The sequence below is a fragment of the Burkholderia sp. Bp9143 genome (assembly GCF_003853645.1).
Taxonomy (GTDB): Bacteria; Pseudomonadota; Gammaproteobacteria; order Burkholderiales; family Burkholderiaceae; genus Burkholderia.
On the sequence record NZ_QTPO01000038.1, the window covers coordinates 1 to 23,522 of the forward strand.

At 61.5% G+C, this 23,522-nt stretch carries 17 protein-coding genes and 1 pseudogene; 2 read left to right on the forward strand and 16 right to left on the reverse strand.

Features of this window, described 5'->3' with window-relative positions:
• Nucleotides 1-61: 61 nt before the first annotated feature.
• The 16 genes and pseudogenes from DIE23_RS25975 to DIE23_RS26050 all read right to left on the reverse strand — a co-directional run.
• Nucleotides 62-1,504: pseudogene (locus tag DIE23_RS25975) on the reverse strand (AAA family ATPase); the annotation flags it as partial.
• A 408-nt stretch (nucleotides 1,505-1,912) separates the two neighbouring features.
• Nucleotides 1,913-3,007, reverse strand: a complete 1,095-nt coding sequence (locus tag DIE23_RS25980; protein ID WP_124614737.1) for a porin — start codon at nucleotides 3,005-3,007, stop codon at nucleotides 1,913-1,915.
• A gap of 243 nt (nucleotides 3,008-3,250) precedes the next feature.
• Nucleotides 3,251-4,438, reverse strand: a complete 1,188-nt coding sequence (locus tag DIE23_RS25985; RefSeq protein ID WP_124614738.1) for a glycerate kinase — start codon at nucleotides 4,436-4,438, stop codon at nucleotides 3,251-3,253.
• A gap of 55 nt (nucleotides 4,439-4,493) precedes the next feature.
• Nucleotides 4,494-5,825 carry an MFS transporter gene (locus DIE23_RS25990; protein WP_185646532.1) on the reverse strand — a complete coding sequence of 444 codons (1,332 nt, stop codon included), beginning with the start codon at nucleotides 5,823-5,825 and terminating at the stop codon, nucleotides 4,494-4,496.
• Nucleotides 5,826-5,934: 109 nt separating this feature from the next.
• On the reverse strand, nucleotides 5,935-7,107 hold the full coding sequence (locus DIE23_RS25995; protein WP_124614740.1) for a dihydrodipicolinate synthase family protein: 1,173 nt from the start codon (nucleotides 7,105-7,107) through the stop codon (nucleotides 5,935-5,937).
• Nucleotides 7,108-7,116: 9 nt separating this feature from the next.
• On the reverse strand, nucleotides 7,117-8,733 hold the full coding sequence (locus tag DIE23_RS26000) for a GMC family oxidoreductase (RefSeq protein ID WP_124614741.1): 1,617 nt from the start codon (nucleotides 8,731-8,733) through the stop codon (nucleotides 7,117-7,119).
• An 11-nt stretch (nucleotides 8,734-8,744) separates the two neighbouring features.
• Nucleotides 8,745-9,524 (reverse strand): 3-ketoacyl-ACP reductase, encoded by a 780-nt coding sequence (locus tag DIE23_RS26005; protein WP_124614742.1) that lies wholly within the window; start codon nucleotides 9,522-9,524, stop codon nucleotides 8,745-8,747.
• Entirely contained in the window at nucleotides 9,517-11,058 is a 1,542-nt protein-coding gene (locus tag DIE23_RS26010; protein WP_260436160.1) for a GMC oxidoreductase, read from the reverse strand. Before DIE23_RS26010 ends, DIE23_RS26005 begins: the two co-directional genes overlap by 8 nt.
• Before the next feature lie 11 nt (nucleotides 11,059-11,069).
• On the reverse strand, nucleotides 11,070-12,176 hold the full coding sequence (locus tag DIE23_RS26015) for an ABC transporter ATP-binding protein (protein ID WP_124614744.1): 1,107 nt from the start codon (nucleotides 12,174-12,176) through the stop codon (nucleotides 11,070-11,072).
• 4 nt (nucleotides 12,177-12,180) lie between these two features.
• Nucleotides 12,181-13,074 (reverse strand): carbohydrate ABC transporter permease, encoded by an 894-nt coding sequence (locus DIE23_RS26020; protein WP_124614745.1) that lies wholly within the window; start codon nucleotides 13,072-13,074, stop codon nucleotides 12,181-12,183.
• Between the two features lie 15 nt (nucleotides 13,075-13,089).
• Nucleotides 13,090-14,055: a carbohydrate ABC transporter permease gene (locus tag DIE23_RS26025; protein WP_124614746.1), complete on the reverse strand. Its 966-nt coding sequence runs from the start codon at nucleotides 14,053-14,055 to the stop codon at nucleotides 13,090-13,092.
• A gap of 71 nt (nucleotides 14,056-14,126) precedes the next feature.
• Entirely contained in the window at nucleotides 14,127-15,383 is a 1,257-nt protein-coding gene (locus DIE23_RS26030; protein WP_124614747.1) for an ABC transporter substrate-binding protein, read from the reverse strand.
• Nucleotides 15,384-15,462: 79 nt separating this feature from the next.
• Nucleotides 15,463-17,004: an aldehyde dehydrogenase family protein gene (locus tag DIE23_RS26035; protein WP_124614748.1), complete on the reverse strand. Its 1,542-nt coding sequence runs from the start codon at nucleotides 17,002-17,004 to the stop codon at nucleotides 15,463-15,465.
• A 1-nt stretch (nucleotide 17,005) separates the two neighbouring features.
• A complete protein-coding gene (locus DIE23_RS26040) occupies nucleotides 17,006-17,788 on the reverse strand; it encodes an enoyl-CoA hydratase/isomerase family protein (protein WP_124614749.1) in 783 nt (260 codons plus the stop codon).
• Entirely contained in the window at nucleotides 17,781-19,352 is a 1,572-nt protein-coding gene (locus DIE23_RS26045) for an acyl CoA:acetate/3-ketoacid CoA transferase (protein WP_185646535.1), read from the reverse strand. Before DIE23_RS26045 ends, DIE23_RS26040 begins: the two co-directional genes overlap by 8 nt.
• A gap of 46 nt (nucleotides 19,353-19,398) precedes the next feature.
• Nucleotides 19,399-20,418 (reverse strand): Gfo/Idh/MocA family protein, encoded by a 1,020-nt coding sequence (locus DIE23_RS26050; RefSeq protein WP_124614750.1) that lies wholly within the window; start codon nucleotides 20,416-20,418, stop codon nucleotides 19,399-19,401.
• Nucleotides 20,419-20,534: 116 nt separating this feature from the next.
• Here DIE23_RS26050 and DIE23_RS26055 point away from each other — a divergent pair, with 116 nt between their 5' ends.
• Nucleotides 20,535-21,578 (forward strand): LacI family DNA-binding transcriptional regulator, encoded by a 1,044-nt coding sequence (locus tag DIE23_RS26055; protein ID WP_124614751.1) that lies wholly within the window; start codon nucleotides 20,535-20,537, stop codon nucleotides 21,576-21,578.
• Between the two features lie 845 nt (nucleotides 21,579-22,423).
• Entirely contained in the window at nucleotides 22,424-23,365 is a 942-nt protein-coding gene (locus DIE23_RS26060) for a LysR family transcriptional regulator (protein WP_124614752.1), read from the forward strand.
• Nucleotides 23,366-23,522: the final 157 nt, after the last annotated feature.

Sequence of the window (23,522 nt, forward strand, 5' to 3'; positions counted from 1 at the left end):
CGGCTACGCCGCCTCCGACTCCTCACCACCGGCCAAAACAAACGTCAACGACCGGCCAACATAATTGTCGCCCCCCAGCCATGCTCTCGCTGAGAAAATCGAGAAAGGCCTCGGTCTCGCTGTCGAGCCACTGCAGATCCTCGATGATCAGCTCAATTGGCTCGTCCTGGCTCACACGCACGAGCAGCCGCCTGATCGCCTCGAAAGTGCGCAGCCGGCGGATCTGGGGATCCATCTGGGCCAGCGCCGCAGCCGGTTCCTCCCCCCCTAGAAGATAGAAAAGATAGGGCAGGCAGTCTTCCAGAGCACGGTCGAGCGTCAACACCTTGCCAGTCACTTTCTCGCGCCGACGGCGCTCGTCGTCCTGGGGATCGATCTGGCAGTAGCTTTTCAGCATTTCAATAAGCGGCAGATACGGATAGGCCTTGGCATGCGAAACCGAGACCGTCTCCAGCACCAGACAATTCTGCGGTGCCCGCAGTTTGAATTCATGAAACAGCCGGGATTTTCCGACCCCGGGCTCGCCGACCACGCCGACGATTGTCCCGTGTCCGGCCATGGCCTGCGAGAGCGCGTGCTGCAGGTGGCTGAGCTCCGCGCTGCGGCCCACGAAGCGGGCCAGTCCGCGGCTGGCCGAAACCTGCAGACGGGTGCGCAATGGGCCGAGACCGAGCACCTCGAAGACCGCCAGAGGCTCCGGCAGCCCCTTGACCGGCGTCGCGCCGAGAGCCTTGAACGAGAAATAACCCTGCGTCAGTTTGTGCGTGTATTCGCTCGCGACGATGGAGCCGGGCAACGCAACGCCTTCCATACGCGAGGCGATGTGGATCGTGTGCCCGACCGGGTCGTAGTCAGTGTGCAGGTCGTCGGTGCGGATCGCACGAACTACCACTTCGCCGGAGTTGATTCCGACGCGAATCTGCAATGCAATCCCCTGTGCCAAACGCACACGGTCGGCGTAGCTGCGCACCTCGTCCTGCATGCGCAGTGCCGCATAGAGGGCGCGTTGCGGATGGTCTTCATGGGCGATGGGTGCGCCGAACAGCGCCAGGATGCCATCGCCCATCGACTTGGCCACATAGCCTTCGTAGTGATGCACGGCCTCCATCATCAGGGCCAGCACGGGCTCGATCAGGGCGTGTGCGTCTTCAGGATCTAGGTCGTGAATCAGCGCGGTGGAACTAACCAAGTCCGCGAACAGCGCCGAGATCGTCTTGCGCTCACCGGCCAACGCCCCTCGCGCTTGCATCGCAGCCTGTTCCGCTCGAATCCGTGCGGCCAGGTAGGGCGGTGTGTATTCGACCGGTGACCTGGGGGCAGGTTTGGTGCCGATGGGAGCGTCCACGGGCGGTCGCGTCAACGGAGCCCCGCACTCGCTGCAAAACTTGGCAGTCGCGCTCATTTCGTGCCCGCAAGCCGGACAGGCACGCATCTGGCTTGCTCCACATTCCTCACAGAATTTGGCGCCTGTCGGATTCTCGAATCCGCAACTTCCGCAACGCATACAATTGGCCCCAAATCTCAGGGCTCTTCGCGGTAGATTATTTTAATCCTATCAGTTCGCCTCGCGCTGGCCGGATTTGCCCAACAACGCCGCCTATTTGTTCGAATATATCATAGTGTTTTACAACCAAGGTCGCCGTCACTTGTCGCTCGACTTTGTTTCTTCGAAGCGAGTCCTTCGGAACTGATTCAAAGCTCAGCAGACCAAGGAAGCGGCTGCATAACTCGGGACCGTTAGAAGACAAAATACCAGGGAAGCCTCACTGCTTCGCAAGGAGCGCATCGGATTTCATCTCCCTTCGAGTGCCGATCGAGGGGAAAAAAGTGCGACACCCTTACGAATGCCGCACGAATACGCGCTCTCGCAGCACGTGGAAAGCGTGGTGAATCTGTCCTCGAACCATCCAGCTTAGAACAAGTGCTGAATGCCCACATACACGCCAGACTGGCTATGACCCGGCAGCGGGTTGTCGTTCGTCGGCCCGCCCGGGCCGGCAGCATTCGCTTCTAGACCAAAGTTCGCGGTCTTGCTGTTTCGGACAGTCGCGACCTGGAAGTCGAGCAGCGTGCTCTTCGACAAGTTGTACGTACCGCCGACCGTGTAAATCGTCGCATTGCCGCCGCCGTTACTTGCGTTCACATGATAAACGGCGCCGGTCAGTGCCGCCGCCGGAGTGGCTTGCCACGTGACGCCGCCCCAGACCTGCTGAGCGGAGGTCGTTGGCGAGCCGTTCGCCGGCGAACCGTTCGCGTGCACGGCTTCATAAGCGGCTGTCACCTTGAACTGACCGAGGAACACGTTAACGCCCGCGAAGTAATCGCGCGAGAAATTGTACGCGTCGTCGAACCGGCCGTTGGCCGGATCGCGAATTTCGTCGTAGATCCCGCGGGCCTGGAACAGCTGATTCGTGTAGGTGATCTGCAAGCCAGCCTGGCGGCCCTGGCCGGCCGGATTGTAGTTCCAGTGCGTGCCGTTCGACAGCGAGTACTGGCCGTAGACGTCGAACCCATAGAACTTCGGCGACTGATACGAAATGGCGTTACTGGTTACCGGCCAGTTACGGCCGCGCAGTAGCGATGCCGCAGACCAGCTCGTATAGCCGAACGGATCGAAGTCCCAAATTCCAGTGTTGGTGATGTAAAGCTGCTGACCGAGCTTCAGTGTGCCGAGCCGATCATTTGCGAGGCCGACAGTAGCGCCGCGATTGAAGATCTGGTTCGCACCGCCAGTCATGGTTCCATTCATTGTGTTGAGGCCGCCCTCGAGGTGAAATACGGCCTTGTTGCCACCGCCGAGGTCTTCGACGCCGTTCATTCCCCAGAGGCTCGTGCCCCAATCACCGCTTTCCGCACGCCAGCGGCTCGTCGAGCCGCCGTTCGCGTTAACGAGTCCGCTCATGTATTCGATGCCGGCGTCGATTCGGCCATACAGCGTAACACTGCTTTGGGCATGAGCAGTGGCGCCAATCGCCAGCAGCGATGCAATCATCAAGGGCTTCTTCATATCTTCCTCCAAACCTATGGGCGTAATTTAGACAAATTTAAATTGAATTACCGTATTCAGCCCTCTGGATCAGAACTCTCAAGTATCACAAACCTACGAGGATCCGATGTTTTTATTTCGCACTACTAATACATAACTAAATTTTTACACCGACATTATGATTTAATGGCTACTTACCTCGGTTGTTTCGCTCTATTTTCATGCTTTATTCGAAGCCCGCGTGTGCCTCGCACGCTTGTATCATTAATTCGATACATTTGCGGTTGATCCCTCGTCGCTCGCCCTCAAGCGTCGTGTATAACGCATACGTACGAGCTGTTCTGACGCTTGCTCCAACAGCGTAGGTGCGCATTCGATCGCGCGTTGCAGTGTCATGGGCCCACAAATGGGCGAAAAGCACCCAGAAAAATGCTCATTCAATGCCGGCAATGATTCGGGATCGAGTGAGCCGGAAAGCAACGTCGCAGGCACATTCGCCGCGCCTGCGATACCGCAACACACGAACGGAGTCTTCCCACCCAACGTTTGTCGATCCGAACGGCCCTCCCCTGTTATCAACCAATCGGCATCTTCGAGCGCGGCTTCCAACGCGATTTCGCGCGCCACGATTTCCGCGCCCGATTCGAGGCGGCCACCGATCATCAACAATGCGAACCCAAGCCCGCCTGCTGCACCGGCGCCCGGCTCGTTTCGGCGCGAACAGCCAAGGCCAGCCTCCACGAGATCGGCAAAACGGGTAAGCGTGAAATCGTGGGCCGCAATTCGGTCGGCTGCCACGCCCTTTTGCTGTCCGAACACCGCCGTCGCACCACGCTCACCGGTCAGTGGATTGTCCACGTCGGACATCCCGACGATCGTTGCATCACGAAGCCGTTCGTCGAGCCCGGAAAATTCCGCGCGCTCGATTCGTGACAACTGGCTCAGCGTAGGCTCGAGCACAGTGCCGGCCGAATCGAATAACCGCATTCCCAACGCCGCCAGCATGCCTGCGCCGCCATCATTTGTACTCGTGCCGCCCAATGCGACGCAGATTCGACGAATGCCGAGATCGAGGCATGCATGAATGGCTTCACCCACACCGTATGTACTGCGCTCTTCGACAGTCGCCGACATCCCGACCGGGTCTGTGATCCCCACAATGCCCGCGGTTTCGACAATTGCGACACCGCTCGGCGTAATACCGATATCAGCCGTTTTATCTCGCCTACCGGCACCGCGCACAATTAAGTGCTTCCTTGTTCCGCTACAGCTCAACATCGCGTCCAGCGTGCCTTCTCCGCCGTCTGCCATCGGGCAGATTCGAACAACGGCGTTCGGCAGCGCACGATGAACGCCACGCGCCATCGCCTCTGCGACCGCTTTCGCATCAAGCGATCCTTTGAACGAATCCGGCGCAATGACGATGATCGGGCCTTGCGTGATTTCCGGCATGCGGGCTGCTCCTTTGTAGTCAGATGTTCGAGTCGCAACAAAAACCGTTTGCCGCTCAGGGACGCAGGCTGATCCCGCGCGTCTCCGGCGAGAAGAATGTCGCGACGAAGCTGATGCCGGCCAGCGCCGCAATATACGTCGCGATCGGCCAATACGCGCCCTGCGCCCATGCGAGCAGCGCGGCGGCAATGAACGGCGCGATACCGCCTGACGCGACCGCCGCGAACTCTTTGCTGACCGCGATGCCGGTGTAGCGGTAGCGGGCATTGAACAGTTCGGGGAAATACGCGCCCTGGATGCCGTACATTCCGAACACGCCGATGCCGATCGCGACCGACATGCTGACCACGATCAGCACAGGATCCCTCGTCGTGAACAGCCAGAACGCGGGAAATGCCCACAGGCATGTGAACAGCGCGACGACGCGATACATCAGACGCCGGCCGATCCGATCCGACAACCACCCCATCAGCGGAATCGTGAACACCGCGAGCGCAGCGGCGACGGTCAGGCCGATCGTGCCGACCGACTTGTCGACGAGCATCACCTTGGTCAGATAACTCAGCGCGAACACCTGATACAGATACGACGAGCCGTTCTCGCCGACGCGCAGGCAAAACGCGACCGCCAGCGTGCCACGCGCTTCCGTCATCAGATCTCTCACCGGACGCTTGCTCGCGTGCCCGGACTTCGCGATCTCCTCGAACACCGGGCTCTCCTTCACGCGCATCCGGATCACGATCCCAGCCACGATCACCGCCGCACTGAACAGGAACGGAATACGCCATCCGTACGCAAGAAACTCGTCTTTCGGCAAGCACTGGACCCATGTGAAAATTCCGTTTGCGAGCAGGATGCCGATAATGCAGCCGGCGAACGGCAGCGCCGCATAAAAGCCGCGGCGCTCCGGCGGTGCAAATTCCGAAACGATCAACGACGCGCCCGCCTGCTCCGCGCCGGCGCCAAAGCCCTGCAGCAAACGCAGCACAACAAGCAGCACGGCAGCCCATACGCCGACGTGTTCATAGGTCGGCAGCAGCCCAATGCAGAAAGTCGAGCCGCCCATCAGCAGTACCGTCGCGACAAGCACGCTCTTGCGGCCGTACTTGTCGCCGAGCCAGCCAAAGAACAAGCCACCAAACGGGCGTGCGAAGAAGCCTGCCGCATACGCGCCGAAAATCGCGAGCAGCCCGGCGGCCTTGTCCAGCCCCGGGAAGAACAGATCGGAAAAGATCAGCGCGGACGCGGTACCGTAAATGCTGAAGTCGTACCATTCCATCGCACTGCCCGCGACACTCGCCGCGATCACCCTGCGAAGATCCTGCGCCGTCACGCCCGCGGCGATGCCACGAGTCGATGCTATACCGTGTACTGCCTGCGTCGACATGTCTGCCTCCTTGTCCTTCAAACTTCCAAAACGTCCAAAAACTGGTCGCATCCCGTGGCCAAGCCGCGCCGCCCGGGCATCCCGGCGGCTCGCGTCGGCACCTCCACGCTCAGTCACCGATACCAGCGGTCACGCTCAAGAACGCACGCATCCGTGCCAACGCGAGCTTCGGTCGAATCAGCACCCCGGCCGCATCGGCCTTGCGAAACACGTCCGCGTAGTGCATGACGGAGCGTGCCGACTGCATGCCGCCCGCCATCGAGAAGTGCTGCTGATGGCCGTTCAGCCAGGCCAGAAACACGACGCCCGCCTTGTAGTACTGCGTCGGTACCGCGAATAGCTGGCGCGACAGGTCGACGGTTGGATCGATCAGGGCGCGGTAGCGATCGACCTGCCCGTCGGCCAGCGCTGCGAGCGCCTGCGATGCGACAGGAGCAATCGGGTCGAAGATGCCGAGCAGCGCGTGCGAAAAGCCGCTGTCGTCGCCGACGATCAGCTCGCCGTAGTTGTAGTCGTCGCCGGTGAACATCGCAACGCCTTGCGGAAGCCGCGACCGAAGCTCGCGCTCGTAGCCCGCATTGAGCAGCGACATCTTGATCCCCTCGATCTTGCCCTGATGCGCGCGAATGATATCGAGCACGGTATTCATCGCTGTCGGGATGTCGCGGCTACCCCAGTAGCCGGTGAGCGACGCGTCGAATGCATCGCCTAGCCAGTGCAGCAACACCTTGCCGCGTGCGCCGGAGATCACTGAGTCGTACACGCGCTTGTAGTCGTCCTCGGATCGCGCAGCCGCGCACAGCGCGCTGCTCGCCATCATCACCGGGCGGCCACCCGCCGCTTCGATCACTTCGAATTGCTGCTGATATGCGTGCACGATGTCGTCGAGCGAATGCACGCGTGACGAGTCGAGCTGGTCCGTGCCCGCGCCACACGCGAGGTCGGCGCCCGGGATGCTCCGCGCATGTGCGACGCTACGGCGGATCAACTCAGCTGCGGTCGGCCAGCCGATGCCCATCCCACGCTGCGCGGTGTCCATCGCCTCCGCGATCTTGAAGCCTAGGCTGTACAAATACGTGCGGTATGCGAGCGTCGCGTCCCAGTCGATTGCGGGCGCCGAACCGCGCGGCTCGTACGCGGCTGTCGGGTCGACGACGACATGCGCGGCGGCATACGCAATGCGGTTGAATTCAGGCGCGGCAACGGGTACGGGTGCATCGTCGCACCGCCGCATCGCGTATTCGCGGATCGAACTGTCGAGATCGGGCAGATTGATCTTCATGAAAGCCTCTCAATGTCTGGACTTGATGATCATGTCGGCCGCCTTCTCCGCGACCATGATCGTTGGCGCATTCGTATTGCAGGACGGGACAAACGGCATCACCGAAGCGTCAACGACGCGCAGCCCGTCGAGGCCTATCACACGCAGGTCCGGCGTCACGACGCTGTCGGGATCGTCGGCGCGCCCCATTCGGCACGTGCCGACCGGATGGTGATCCGTCTTCGCATTCGCACATGCGTACTCGAACAGTTCCTGATCGGTGTTCGCGCGCGGCCCCGGAAGCACCTCGCTCTGCACGTAGCGCCTCATCGCGGGCGCGCGCATGATGTCCCGCGCGAGCCGTAATCCCTTGATCGCCATCTCGCGATCGTGCGGATCGGACCAGTAGTTCGGGTCCAGCAGCGGCGCCGCCGCCGGATCTGCGCTCGAGAGCCGCACGGTGCCGCGCGAGCGTGGCCGCAGATACGCGGTATTGAGCGTCACGCCCGCGTTATTCAGCTTCGCCATGCCGGCCTCGATGCCGGAGCCGAGCCCGAGGTGGAACTGGATATCCGGCGAGCGATCGCGCGTGACCTGATCCGCATACCAGAACCCGCCAGTCTCGAACAGGCTCGACGCGACCGGTCCTTTCTTCAGCAGCAGGTACTGGAGCCCAGCCCATGCCGCGTGATGCGGCTTGTTGTACTTGTCGTACGTGTGATCGCCGGTGCATTCGGCGATCACGAACAGATCCAGGTGATCCTGCAGGTTTTCGCCGACGCCCTTCAGATCGTGGATAACATCGACCCCGACGGAGGCCAGATGTGCAGCCGGACCGATGCCCGATTGCTGCAGCAGTTTCGGCGAGCCAATCGCACCGGACGACACGATCACGTCGCGCACCGCACGCACGGTCTGCACGTTGCGGCTATTGCCGGTGACGTATTCGACGCCGACCGCCCGCGTGCCCTCGACGAGCACGCGCAGCGTCCGCGTCTGCGTCCAGACGGTCAGGTTCGGCCGGCCGAGCACCGGCTTCAGGAAGCCGGTCGCAGTGGAACTTCGGCGTGCGTCGAGCTGCGTGAGCTGGTAATAGCCGAGCCCTTCCTGGCACGCACCGTTGAAGTCCGGATTGAACGGGATACCAAGCTCCTGTCCGGCCTGAAAAAACGCCTCGCAAATCGGCAGTGGGCTGATCGGATTCGATACACCGAGCGGCCCGCCGTACGCGTGATATTCGTTCACGAAGCGCTGGTTATTTTCCGACTTCCTGAAGTACGGCAACACGTCTTGGTACGACCAGCCCGTAGCGCCGGCCTTCCGTTCCCAGTCGTCGTAGTCGGCTGGCACGCCGCGGGTATAGAGCTGCGCGTTGATCGACGAACCGCCGCCGATCACCTTCGCCTGCGTGAAGCGCAGCACCCGGTCGTTCAGATGCTTTTGCGGCGTCGTGTACCAGCCCCACGAGCCGATGCCCTTCGTCATCTTCGCGAAGCCGGCCGGCATCGCGAAGAACGGGTGACGATCGGAGCCGCCCGCCTCGAGCAACAACACGCTGACAGAGGGATCGGCGCTCAGGCGATTCGCGAGCACGCAGCCTGCCGAGCCGCCGCCGACGATCACGTAATCGTAACTTTCGGATTTCACGACGATCACCTTCAGAATGCAGATATCGAAAGGCCGCCGTCCACGTGCAGCACGCTGCCTGTCGCGAACTGAAGGCCACCTGCGGCGAGCTGGCCGACCGCTCGCGCGATATCGTCTGCTTCGCCCCAGCGCTTCATTGGAACGAGTCCTTCTTCAAAGCGCGCTTCGTATTTCGCGGCGACGCCGGCCGTCATCGGCGTGCGGATGATGCCCGGGCGCACCTCGAATACCGGAATGCCAGCCTCGGCAAGCCGCAACGCAAAGAGACTCGTCATCATCGGCAACGCCGATTTCGACAGGCAGTACTCCGCGCGCTCGGGCGACGCCATCGTCGCCGACACTGACGACACAGTGACGATCGCTCGGGGCTGTTTCGCCGACACGTCGAGCATGTGCCGCGCCACCTCCTGCGTCAGAAAGAACGTGCCGCGCAAATTGATGTCGAGCACCGAATCGAACCCCTCCGGCGTGACGTCCAGCAAGTCGCCGCGCGCCGGCGAGCCAATGCCCGCGTTGTTCACGAGACAATGAAGCGCACCGCACCAGTCAGTGACCGTCCGCAGGGTCGCGGCATGCGATGCCACGTCCTGGAGATCCGAGCGCACGAACAGCGCGCGCGCACCCTGTTTTTCGACTTCGCTCACCGTGACGCGCGTCTCGTCGTCGACGACGACGTCTGTGAACGCGACGTCGAATCCGAGCCGCGCGAGTTCGACCGAAATGGCCCGCCCGATGCCTCTGCGTCCGCCGGTCACCAGTGCCGCGCGGCGCGCGATCGTCCGATCAACCATGTCCGCCTCCTTCCAACCCCTGATCGATAGGCGATCCCGTCTTGCCGACGAGATGCGCGCGAATGTGCTCGCCAACGCGCAGCGCCTGCGCGGCGACCGTCAGCGCCGGATTCACCGCGGCGGACGAGGGAAAGAAACTCGCATCCACGACATAGAGGTTTTCGTGGTCGTATGTCTTGCACAGTGGATCGAGCGGAGCGGCGCCTGGATCGTCACCAAAGCGAACCGTGCCGCACTGATGCGACGGCGTGTCGTCACCAAAGCGACGGCTCACGACGATGGGATAACCAGCTCGCTTCAGAATGCGCTTCGTCAATTGCACGAATCGCTCATGCGGCTTCAGGTTCGTGCGATGCCAGGTCAGTTTGATCTCGCCGGAAGGCATCACCTCGACCCGACTGTCCGGGCTCGGCAGGTCTTCGGACATCGTATAGAGATCGACGCTATGTCGGCTGACGTACTCGAGCACACGCCGCGGCACATGGGGAAGCACGCCCCGAAGCATCGGCTCGCGGATCTTTCCGAGCATCTGCAGATTCCCGAGCGGCCAGCGGTCGTCGGCTCCGCCGAAGTAGAAGTCGTTGACCGAAAGCGTCTTCGGAAAACGCGTATCGTTCACGCGCCACGGATCGATCGCGAGCACCGCCGTGCAGTTGTGGTTCATGAAGTACCGGCCGACAGCCCCCGACGAGTTCGCCAAACCTCGCGGAAACTTGTCGTTCGCGGAGGCCAGCAACAGTGCCGCGCTGTTGATCGCGCCGGCAGACAGCACAAACGTGCCGCCCGTCACGGTGACGGACCCATCTTTTGTCCGCACTTCAGCTGCGTAGATCCGGCGCCCCGTTTCGTCCGTCAGCAGCCGCGTCACGCGAGCGCCCGTCATCAGGGTCACGCCGCCCTTCTGTATAGCCGGACGCAGCAGACACATTTCCGCATCGCCCTTCGCATCGATCCGGCAAGGAAACGCATCGCACGTTCCGCAGCGCACGCATTTTCCGCCGTCGCCATAATCAACCGATGCCGGCATCGGAAACGGATGAAGCCCCTGCGCCTTCAGCTTGTCGCGCAAACGCGCGATCACCGGCTCGTCCGGAATCGGTGCATGCTGGTACGGGCGCGATCTTGCGGGATCGGTCGGATCCTGGCCGGCCGCGCCGCGCACGCCAAACAGCACTTCAGCCATGTCGTAGTACGGTTCGAGATCGCGGTACGAGATCGGCCACGCAGGCGAAATCCCCTCCTCGTGCTCGAGTGCCCCAAAGTCCGCTTCCCGCAGCCGGAACATCGCGGTACCGAAGAACTTCGTGTGCCCGCCGACGAAGTAATACTGTCCGGGCCGGAAGCGCTCACCTCGCCCGTTCAGCCAGGTGTCGCGCGTGCGATAGCGCAGTTCTCCGAAAACCGCCTCGGCATCCCAGTTCTGCATTTCACGAGGCAGGTTCTCGCCCCGCTCGATCACCAGAACCTTGGCTCCCGTGCCCGCGAGCTGGTAAGCAACCGCGCCGCCGCCGACACCGGAGCCGATCACGACCACGTCCGCATGCATCACGCGATCCTCTCTTCCGTTTGCGCGTCGAACAGCACGAGCTTCGACAGATCGACGCGCAGCGTGCAGATTTCGCCCGGCATATGCGGCACGTCGGCAGCGAGGCGTGCATCGACTTCGACGCCGCCCATCTCGACCACCGCGTACACGTCCGGGCCGGTGGGCTCCATCACGAGCACCTTCACACTGACGTCCCGCAATGCGTCAGCGGCCCGCGAACCCTCCACGCCGATCGCTTCCGGACGCAGCCCCGCGATCACATCCTTGCCGACATACCGTTCTACCGCAGCCGACTGTTTCGGCAACTCCAGCCGCGCCGCCGCGTTGCCCTTGCCGATCGCGAGCACCAGCTTGCCGTCGCTGCCCGTCAGCTTCGCCGGGATAAGGTTCATCGACGGCGAACCCATGAAGGTCGCGACAAATGTGTTTGCCGGCGTGCCATAAATTTCCGCCGGCGTGCCGAACTGCTGGATGATGCCCCCCTTCATCACAGCGATGCGCGTCGCGAGCGTCATCGCCTCAATCTGATCGTGCGTCACGTAGACGATCGTCGCACCGAGGCGCTGATGCAGCTTCTTGATCTCGGTTCGCATGTCGACGCGCAGCTTCGCATCGAGATTGGACAGCGGCTCGTCGAACAGAAAAATCTTCGGATCGCGAACAAGCGCCCGCCCCATCGCGACGCGCTGACGCTGTCCACCCGAAAGCTGCGCCGGGCGACGATCGAGCAGATGCTCGATCTGCAGCAGGCGCGCGGCGCCGGTCACGGCCTTCTCACGATCGGCCTTCGGAACCTTTCTGATCTCGAGCCCGAAGCTGATGTTCTGGCCGACCGTCATGTTCGGATACAGCGCATAGCTTTGGAACACCATTGCGATGTCGCGCTCGCTCGGATGCCGGTCGTTGACCCGATCGTCGTCGATGCGGATTTCTCCATCGGTGATCGTGTCGAGGCCGGCGATCAGAGACAGCAGCGTCGACTTCCCACACCCGGACGGGCCGACCAGCACGAGAAAATCGCCGTCCGACACGTCGATGTTGATGTTCTTCAGAATTTCCGTCGGGCCGTACGCCTTGCGTACGTTCGAAATATGCAGAGAAGCCATTTGATCACCCCTTCACAGAACCGGCCATCATGCCGCGCACGAAGTAGCGGCCACCCACGACATACACGAGCAATGTCGGCAATGCGGTAATCACCGCGGCGGCCATTTGGACGTTGTACTCACGCACACCCGTCGACGTATTCACGATGTTGTTCAGCGCGACCGTGATCGGCGCGCTGCCGCCGGTCGTGAACGAAGCCCCGAACAGAAAGTCGTTCCAGATATTCGTGAACTGCCAGATCACGGTCACGGTGACGATCGCGCCCGAGCACGGCAGCAGCACGCGCAGGAAGATCCGGAAGAACCGCGCGCCGTCGACCATCGCGGCCTTGATCAGTTCGTCCGGGAAGACCATGTAGAAATTGCGGAAATAGAGCGTCGTGAAGCACAGGCCATAGACGACGTGAACGAAGATGAGCCCGGGAATCGACTGTGCGAGACCGACCTTGCCGAGAAACGTTGCCATCGGGATCAGTACGATCTGAAACGGAATGAAACATCCGAACAGAACCAGACCGAACAGAACGTTGTCGCCCTTGAAGCGCCATTTCGTCAGCACGTAGCCGTTCAGCGCGCCGATGAACGTCGAGATCGACACGGCCGACACGACCAGCACTGTCGAATTCCAGAAGAAGCCCTTCACGCCCGAACAGTCGAGACCGACGCACGCGCCGCCCCACGCCTTCAGCCACGGCTGGATCGTCCAGTCGTGCGGCAGCGCGAGAATGTTTCCGCTGTACACCTCGGTCAGCGGCTTGAACGACGTCAGCATCATGACCAGCAGCGGCACCAGATAAACGAATGCGCAGACGATCAGAATCGTGTAGATCGCGATTCGCGATACGTAGTTGTGCTTCCCCATCACCATTTGCGGGGAATCCCATCCTTTGAGCGCCATGATTGCCTCCTCGCGTCAATGGCTCTTGCCGCCGCACCGGGGGCGCAGTTCGGAATACAAATACGGGACCATGATCGCCGCGACGGTGCAGAGCATCATCACCGCGCTCGCGGCGCCCATGCCGAGCTCGTTTCGTGTAAATGTGAACGCGTACATGAATGTCGACGGCAGCTCCGTCGAATAGCCGGGGCCGGCACCCGTCAGCGCGACCACGAGCTCATAGCTCTTGACGGCGAGGTGAACGAGGATCACGAATGCGGAAATGAACGCGGGCTGCAGTTGCGGGATGATGATGCGGCGGTAGATGGCCGGCATCCGCGCGCCGTCGATCGACGCGGCCTTCAGCATTTCCTGATCGATGCCGCGCAGCCCGGCGAGAAACATCGCCATCACGAAGCCCGACGCCTGCCAGACGGCGGCGATCACGACCGTATAGATCGCCATGTGGTCGTCGATGATCCAGTCGAACTGGAAGCCCGTCCAACCCCAATCGTGAAAGAGCTTCGTGAGGCCGAGCCCGGGATTCAGGATCCACTTCCACGCAGTGCCCGTCACGATGAACGAGATCGCCATCGGGTACAAAAAAATCGCGCGCAACGTGCCTTCGGTGCGAATCCGCTGGTCGAGCAGGATCGCGAGCATCAGCCCGATGGCCATGCACAGGATCACGTAGAGCGTCGCGTAGGTCGCGAGGTTCACGATCGCGACATGCCAGCGCGGATGCTCCCAGACGCGAGCGTATTGCGTGAAACCGCCCCAGTTTAGGTTAGCGAACGCGCGTGAGCGCGTGAACGAAAGAACGGTCGTCCAGCCGATGAAGCCGTAAACGAAAATCAGCGTCGTAATCAAGGTCGGGGAAAGCACCAGTTTCGGCAGTACTTTCTCGAGCCGGTTCGCCCACGCGGACGGATTCTTCGCCGCGGCCGCAGGTGGACCGATACGCGGTACACGCGCCGGAGGTGTCCGAGGTGTCGTGTTCATGGCAACGTCTTCCCTTCGAGAATGTCGGGATGTCGGCGGTGCCCACCGGGCACCGCATGAGAGTTCGATGCTTACTTCGCGCCGTTGACCGCCTGCACGAGCTGCTTGACGGCGTCGGCGGACGACTGATTCGAATTGAAGAAGTGCGTGACGACGTCATAGACAGCGTTCTTCGGACCGTCCGGCATCGCATGACCATGCGCGAAGCTGCCGACCATCGTGCCGCTCTTGAGCGCGCCCCGCAGATCCGCCATCGACTTCTTGCCGCATTCGTCGAAGCCGTCTGCAGGCACGTCGAGCCGAGCGGGAATCGATCCCTTGATCTGATTGAATTTGGCTTGGCTCGTCTTGTCCATCACACTCGACGCAAACGCGTATTCGCCCGGGAGATCCGCATCGCTCTTCTTGAACGTGCCGAACTGATCCGTGTTGAAGATGAAATCGCCCTGCGTGCCCGGATACTGGAAGCACAGGTAATCGACGTTCGCCTTCTTGCCCGCATTGACAAACTCGCCCTTCGCCCAGTCGCCCATGATCTGCATCGCTGCCTTGCCGCTGATGACCATCGATGTCGCCAGGTTCCAGTCACGCCCCGGGAAGTTCGGGTCCACCATGCCGCGCAGCGCGCGCATTTGGTCGAACGCCTTTTCCATTGTCTTCGAGCCCAGCGCCACCGGATCGAGATTCACGAGCGCCTGTGTATAGAACTTCGGGCCACCGGCGGACATCACCGCGCTGTCGAAAATCGTCGCTTCTTGCCACGGTTGGCCACCATGCGCGAGCGGGATGTAGCCCGCCTTGCGGATCGCGGCCGCGTCCGCGACCAACTGATCGAACGTCTGCGGCGGCGTCAGGTGCAACTGATCGAAGATCTTTCTGTTCGCCCAGATCCAGTTGGTGCGATGAATGTCGACCGGCACCGCGACCCAGTGGCCGCTCGCCTTCGAGAACCGCTGGATCGGAGCGGGCACGACCTTGTCCCAGCCCTCTTTCGCCGCGATCGGGTCAAGATTAGTCAGGAAATCCTGAGACGCGTAATCCTGGATCGTGAAGCCGAGCATCTGCATCGCTTCCGGCGGATTGCCCGACGCGACGCGCGCCTTCAGCACGGTTCTCGCAGCCTCGCCGCCGCCGCCCGCGATCGGCGCGTCCTTCCACGCATAGCCGCGCTGCTTCAGCGCGTCCTTCAGCACGCCGAGCGCCTTCGCTTCGCCGCCGGACGTCCACCAGTGCATCACTTCGACCGTCTTGCCGTTATCGGCCAAGGCGGCGGTGCTGCCGCCGAGCGCGATCGTCGCCGCAATCGCCAGGATGGCTTGCTTCATCATGTCTCACTCCGGGTCTTCTCAGGTTGTCCCGGCGGTGGATTCCGCCGAGTTATTCGGATTGCTATCGTGTCCGATGCACTTATTTCCTCGCCGGCAGCCATGCGCCGCGACGATCCCCGATATGCAGTTGAACGGTCTTCGTCTCCGTGTATTCCTCGACCGCTTGCTTGCCGAGTTCACGACCGACGCCGCTCGCCTTGAACCCACCGAACGGAAGTTCCGGATAGCCGTCGAGGAACGTGTTGACCCAGATCGTGCCGGCGTCCACGCCGCGTGCGACCCTCAGGCACGTATTGATATCGCGGCTCCAGACGGACGCGGAAAGCCCATAAGCCGTGTCGTTTGCAATCTCGATCGCGTGGTCGACGTCGCGGAACGTCAGCACGCTCAGCACCGGCCCGAAGATTTCCTCACGTGCGACGGTCATCTCGGGCGTGACGTCGGCCAGTACAGTCGGCTGCAGATAGAGGCCTGCGGCGCCCTCGTAGCGGCCACCGCCGATACGCACGGTCGCACCCGCCGCGACGCCATTCTCGATATGACCGAGGATGTCGTTCATCTGCTGCTCGCTGACGATCGAGCCGACCTTCACATCCGGATGCAGCGGATCGCCGACCGCGACGTCGCGCACGCGTTCGATCACAGCATCGACGAACCTTTCCGCGATCGACTCATGCACGAGCACGCGACTACCGCTGTTGCAGCATTCGCCGGCATTGAAATAGACGCCGTACACGACCGCGTCGACGGCCGCTTCCCAATCACAGTCGGGGAACACGAGCTGCGGATTCTTGCCGCCCAGCTCGAGCGAGACCTTCTTCAGCTTGCTCGATGCCACACCGGCCAGCATGGAGCCGACCTGCGTCGAGCCGGTGAACGACAGCATGTCGACCAGTGGGCTTTCCGCGAGTGGCTGTCCGACGCGCGATCCGCGGCCGGTCAAAATGTTCGCGACACCGGCCGGGACGCCAACGGCATCGAGAATTTCGCCGAGCATCACCGTCGTGCCGGACGTCAGTTCGCTCGGCTTGATCACACTCGTACAACCGGCCGCCATCGCGAACGGCAGCTTCTGACACAGAATCAGGAACGGGAAATTCCATGGCGTGATAATGCCGACGACACCGATCGGCTGGCGCAGCACGAGGCCAAGCATGTCGTCGCCGAGCGTGTTGTACGCATCGCCGCTCGTCGTGCGTGCGAGGCTCGCCGCGTAGCGCCATAGCTCGACGCTGGCGGCAATTTCACCGCGCGCCTGCGCGAGCGGCTTGCCGTTTTCCAGCGACTCGACGAGTGCGAAGCGCTCGAGTTGCTCGTTGATGCCGTCCGCGATCCCAAGCAGCATCGCGGCGCGGTCCACGCCTTTCATTTTCGGCCACGGCCCTTGGTGGAACGCATGATGCGCGGCGTCGATCGCAGCCTGAACGTCTTCAGTTGCGGCAACCGCGTACGAACTGACGAGCGTGCCGTGCGCCGGGCTCCGGCGTTCGACGCGACTACCGTCCGCCGCTTCGCGCCACTTGCCGTCGACATAGAGACGTCCGTGATACACATCGATTCGGGGTTTTTCGGTCGCCGTCAGCAACGGCGGCAAAGCGGTGTTGGTATTTGCAGTTGCCATGTCATTTCCCCTCAAATTGCGCGCTTCGCTTTTCGCGGAAGCTCAACATGCCCTCTCGAGCGTCGGAAGTAGATGCCGCCAGTGCACCGGCCATCGCCTCGAGCGTGACCGCCGAGCCTTCGCCGTTTGCGGCATTGATGAGTTGCTTGGTCAGTTGCACTGATATCGGTGCGAGGCGGGTGATCTGCTCCGCCATCTCGAGCGCGAGGTTCAGTGCTTCACCAGATGTCGCGACTTCATCGACGAGACCGAACTCGAATGCGCGTTGTGCGTCGATGCGCCGGCCGGTCAGTGCGAGCAGCTTCACGCGGCTCGCGCTGATCATCGACACCAGACGCTGCGATCCGGACCATCCGGGGCATGTCGCGATCCCGGCCTCCGGGAGCGCGAAGGTCGCAGCCTCGTCGGCGATGCGAAGATCTGCGGCAATCGCGAGCTCGAGACCGCCACCTAGCGCGTGCCCGTTGACTGCCGCAATCAGCGGCGCGCGAAGCGCGGCAAGCCGGTTGAACACCCGATGCCCTCTCGGCACCCATTGACGCCACATGTCGAGCGGTTCGAGCGCCGACCATTGGTTGATGTCGGCGCCGACGCAGAATGCCTTCGACCCGGCACCGGTCAGCACCACCGCGCGCACGTCGCTCAGCGCTTCGAGTTCGCTCGCGAGCGTTTCGAGACGCTCGAGCATCGCGGGCGTCAGTGCATTGAGCTTGTCGGGGCGTTGAAGCGTCACGACGGCGATAGCGCCGCGGCGCTCGAACTGAATTTCGGCGATATCAGCCACGGCGGGCCTCCTTGAGCAGCATTCCCATAGGGGCGTCTGTGAAGATCGCGGCGTCCATGGTCTTCAGATCGGACGCGACCCGCAGCGGGAAATCCGCCTGCTCCAGCACGTCGCGATTCAGATCGACGCCGGGCGCGATTTCGATGACTTCGAGCCCCTCGTCCGTCAGTTTCAGCACGCAGCGCTCGGTGACGTAGAGCACCTCCTGCCCGCGCTCGAACGCCATGCGCCCACTGAACGTCACGTGGTCGACATCGCCGACGAACTTGCGCGACTTACCCTCTTGCAGGATCTGCAGACGACCGTCGCCGACGTGCAGCTTCGCGCCTGCCGTGAAGAACCCTGAGAACACGATGCGCTGCGCGTGCGTCGTGATGTCGATAAAGCCACCGCATCCGGCCGTCAGGTACGGTTTGCTCAGCAACCGGGACACGTTCACGTTGCCGAAGCGATCGATCTGCAGGAACGACAGCAGCGACATGTCGAAGCCACCACCCTGGAAGTAAATGAATTGCGAAGGCGATGGCATGATTGCGTCCGCATTAGCGGAACAGCCGAACGCGAATCCGAGTAGCGGCATTCCACCGACCGCACCCTGCTCGATGACCCACGTCGTGCTGCCGTTGAGCCCTTCCTCGAGCAGAATGCGCGGGACGTTGGCGGAAATGCCGAAGCCTAGGTTCACGGCGTCGCCGTTGGCAAGCTCCATTGCCGCGCGGCGGGCAATCACCTTTTCCGCATTCCACTCCGCGACTTCAAACGCGCTTTCCGGCACGCGGATTTCGCCGCTTATCTCCGGGTCGTACTGAACCTGCGTCGTTTGCTTCTGGTCCGGATCGACGACCACGTAATCGACGAGATTGCACGGGATATGAACCCGCTGCGTACCCAGCGAACCGGCCTTCACGACGCGCTTGACCTGCGCAATCACGATGCCGCCGTTGTTGCGCACCGCGAGCGCCTGATCACGCCCACCGAGCAAAGCGCCTTCATGCTCGTAGGACAGGTTGCCTTGCTCATCCGCCGTGGTCGCACGCACGATCGCGATGCGCGGCACGATGTTCGGGAAGTACAGCCACTCCTCGCCGACAAAGTTCACCTTCTCGACGATCGGCTCGGCTTCCGACAGCGAATTCATCGCACCGCCCTGCCGGTCGGGGTCGACGAACGTGTCGAGGCCGACCTTTGTCAGCACGCCCGGACGCTTCGCAGCCGCGTCGCGGTGCATGTCGAACATCACGCCGCTCGGCAGGTTGTATGCACGAATTTGGTTGTCGACAACCATCCGCCAGATGTCCGGCATCGGTAGGCTCGACGGACCGCTCGGAAACGAGCCGGCGACGATCGCCCCGATCAGCCCGCGCTTCGCGATGTGATCGACGCCCTTGATCCCGTACATATCGCCGGCCGCAATCGGATGCAGCAGCGTCAGATTGCGCGGATGCGCTTCCGCATCGAAGCGCGCGCCGATGGCCGCGAGCATAGCGTCCGGGCAGCCGAGGCCGCTCGAAGAGCTGACCGTAACGACATCGTCATCCCTGATGAGGCTGGCCGCCGCCGCCATCGATATCACTTTGCTGGAACGCACAGTCCTTCCCCTTGCAGTATGTTTAGTCCACGAACTTGGTCGACACGGCGACCTGCTTTCCCGTCGATGCCGCCTGCTCCAGCGCAAGCGCGGTGACGAGCGAGCGATATCCGTCGATCCCGGTAGCGGCTACGTCGCCACTGCGGAGAACGGCATCGTGGAATTGCGCAACCGCGGTCGCGTAGAGATTCTTGTGGTCGATATCGATCACCTCGAGACCCTTCGCGGAGCGAAGCTGAATCTCGCCGACGGGATGCTGCGTCATGACATCGCGAGCGAAAAGCGAGCCCTCGGTACCGTGCACCTCGAGGCCGGTCGGTGCGAACGGGACCGTGAACGCGTCGTGGATCTGCGCCAGCACGCCATTGCTGAATCGGATGATTCCCATGACGCCATCGGCCAAACCGGCACTGGACATATCGCCTGACGACGTCATCGCCACGACTTCGACCGGTTCCGCGTCGAGCAGGAAGCGAAGCGTGTCGGCGTCGTGAACGGAGATATCGAGTACGACGCCACCGCCGGCGTCGGGACGATCGATGCGCCAGCCGCGCAAATGCGGCGGCAACGAAACGGCGTGGAACACCCGGACATAGAGCGGCTTGCCGACCGCGCCGGACCGAATGAGATCGCGCATGCGTCGATGCGATGCTGCGCAGCGAAGGTGGTGATTGGTTCCGAGAATGACTTTGTGCTGAGCACACGCTTCGATCATGCGGCTCGCGTCGGACTCGGACAGCGCGAGCGGCTTCTCACAAAGGACGTGCTTCCCTGCCGCCGCCGCGGCCAGTGCTTGCGGAAGATGCTTCTCATTCGTGCTGCTGATATAGACCGCGTCGATACCGGGATTTGCCAGCAGAGCATCCAGGTCCGTGTAGACGGAAGGGATCGAATGCTTCGACGCGAATTCGCGAGCACGCTGCTCGCTGCCGCTCATCACCGCTTCAACGACACCATCCTGTTGAGACCAGATCGCGTCGACCATCCACTCCTCAGCGATGGTGCTCGCGCCGATCAACGCCCAGCGAATCTTAGGGTTCATGTCTCTCTCCATTGGAACGTTCCAATTTATGTATATTGGAACGTTCCACCAAACTGTAGTAGACTGAATTCGCACTGTCAAATACTTTTTGGAACGTTCCAATTGTGCAAAGCAACATGAAATCCGGTCCGACCATCCAAGACATCGCTGCAACTGCCGGCGTATCGAAGTCAACGGTCTCGCTCGTCCTGCAGCAAAGCCCAAAGATCAAGGCTGAAACCGCGGAAAAGGTTCGTGAGGCAGCTCAACGGCTGGGCTACGTTTACAACCGCGGCGCAGCAAGTTTGCGGGGTGGACGCAGCACAACGGTGGGTATGGTCATCAACGATCTCACGAACCCTTTTTTCGTCGAGTTGCTCGTTGCGATCGAACGTGTGCTCGCCGAAGCCGGATACACGACGCTGATGGCTCATACGGCGGAGAGTGTTGCCACCCAATCGCGCGTGTTGCGATCAATGCGCGAACAGAACATTGCCGGTCTAATCATGTCCCCCGCGCTCGGCACCTCTGCTTCGTTGACCGACGAAATCAAGTCGTGGGGAATCCCGCTCGTCTTGGTCATGCGTCCGATGGGCAATGACGTTGATACCGTGGGTGTCGACAACAATTATGGATTTGCCCTTGCGACTGAACACCTGATTGCGAATGGGCACACGCGCATCGCGTTTGCCGGTAACCGAAGCGGTTACTCCGTGGCTAACCAACGTCGTCAAGGCTATCTTGACAGCATGGCAAAGCACATCCTCCCGGCTCCGGACGAATGGATTATCGATGTGGAACTCACGCCCGAAGGCGGCCGTAAAGCAGTACAAGCCATCTTTGCAATGCATCCGCGCCCGACGGCTGTCGTTTGCTATAACGACCAGGTCGCGATCGGAGTACTGCATGAACTCGATAGAATGGGCAAGCGAGCGGGGAAAGCGCTTGCAGTCGTCGGATGTGACAACGTCATCGCGGCCGAGCACACTAATCCGCCGCTCACAACACTGTCGGCCGGCGCCAACACGTTGGGAACGATAGCTAGCGAAACGCTTCTAGCCCGCCTGAATGAAGGAGCCACGAACGGAAGGCCGCCGGTGCAATATTTTTCGATTCCACAACTTGTCGTCCGCGAATCCAGTACTGGATCACGGGTGAATCCGAATAATTCACAAGAGTAAGTTTATCGTCCAACGATCTTGACCGTGTGCCCCGACAAAGTTGGGATCGCGCGCATTAACGAACAATTGAACAACTCGTAATCGCCTGCGTTCGTTCTATCCATCGTTGCCGAGGTGATCGCAGAATAAATCGAATGGCCCCGCGTAGCGCATGCTGCACGGTGGCTTGCTTCCCGACTTGGTGCATGCGCTGGCCGATGGCGGTGCGGTGCGGGGGAACATGTCTATTGCTGCGGACCGAGTGGTCTAATGCATGCCGTAGAGCAGGCAGCAGATTCCAACCACCGCTTGCACAGGCCCACCAGGTAAGACTCCCTCGATCGCAGATGGCTTCCTCCCCACGATCCTACCCATACTTGCCCCGGCGGCAATCCAATATCGGCCGCGATGTCACGCCGGCAAAGGGACTCAGAGCAAATTCGCTACAGCCCCCCCCAAAGTCGCCCTAACCGGCTCTGTTACGTTCTGGCACGCGGCAGCGCGCGGCCGCAGATGACCCAGGCAGCAACCAAAGGCCGCTCCGACGAGAGAGTTAATTATGTAAAGTAAAAAATATGCCGCGTCCGTGCCTTCGGCTTTCTAGCATGCAATGGCACTACCGAAACACGTCACACGCAATGCCCCCAGAGGTCGCCCTCAACATAGAGTCGGAAATATCGACGGCGCCGACGATTGTCACGTGGTTCGTTCGGGCGCCAGAGCCGGATAAATGCGCTACCACGAGTCATGGCCGGCCCAATCACGTCACCGGTGCGCCCCCCTGTCACGGCTCAAACTTGCACGCGGACAAAGATCGACACGCGTACCGGAAAACCACGTTAGTATTCCACTTTTTCCCGATAAGTATGCGTGATATCAGGAATCTCGATCTCAATTTGCTCAAGGCGCTGGACGCCTTGTTGGACGAGCGCAACGTGACGCGTGCTGCTGCCAGAATGGGTGTCACGCAGCCGGCGATGAGCGGGATGCTGACGCGCTTGCGGGTCACCTTTGGAGATCCACTGTTCGTCCGGGCCCAGCGCGGCATCACGCCCACGCAAAGGGCATTGGGACTTTCAAAGGCTCTTAAGCAAGTCATGAACGAGGTCGGAGCTTTGCTGAGCCATCCGGACTTCGACCCGCAGACCGCGGAATTTACGCTGACCATCGCGGCAACTGATTATGCGCAAAGTGCGATCGCGGTCCCGTTCCTTTCAGCACTAAAAGAGCGTTCTCGACGTATCCGCGTTGCGCTAGTGCAGGTTGAAGGTGGCGACCTACAGACGCGACTCGAACGTGGCGACGTAGACCTTGCGCTGATCACACCGGAAATGACGCCACCCGATCTCCACGCGCGCCGGCTTTTCGATGAACGATACGTCTGCGTGATGCGTACCGACCACCCGGCGACTCGATCCAGGCTGACACTTAACCGCTTCTGTGCGCTCGACCACGCGATTGTGTCCTACTACGGCGGGAGTTTCAGCGGCGTCACAGATGAGGCGCTTGCCAAGTGCGGCAGGCAGCGCCGCGTCAGCCTATCGGTAAAAAATTTCCTGGTTCTGCCGAACATTCTGCGCGCCAGCAATCTAGTCGCCGTCGCGCCCGAGCGCCTCGTCGCTAGCGAAGCTGGGCTGACGCTGCTAGAGCCGCCGTTGGAGATTCCGGGATTTACCAAACTCGCTGTTTGGCATGAACGTAGCCACCGCGACCCCGCACAAAAGTGGCTGCGCGAGCTGATGTTCGAGACGTGTCATGACGACACGACAAAGTCGCCGCGGAAACGAGCCACCAACAGGAACACTTGAAGTACTTAGTCGGACCAGCATCTGCGTATCAGTTGATCACGAGCCGGCCTGCGCATGGGTCCTGCCCGATTTGATGAGCGATCTTGATCTCACATCAACAGAGTGCTGCAATCGCGCGTAGCGGCGATCGTTGGAACTGCGCTCAACTCCTTGGCTC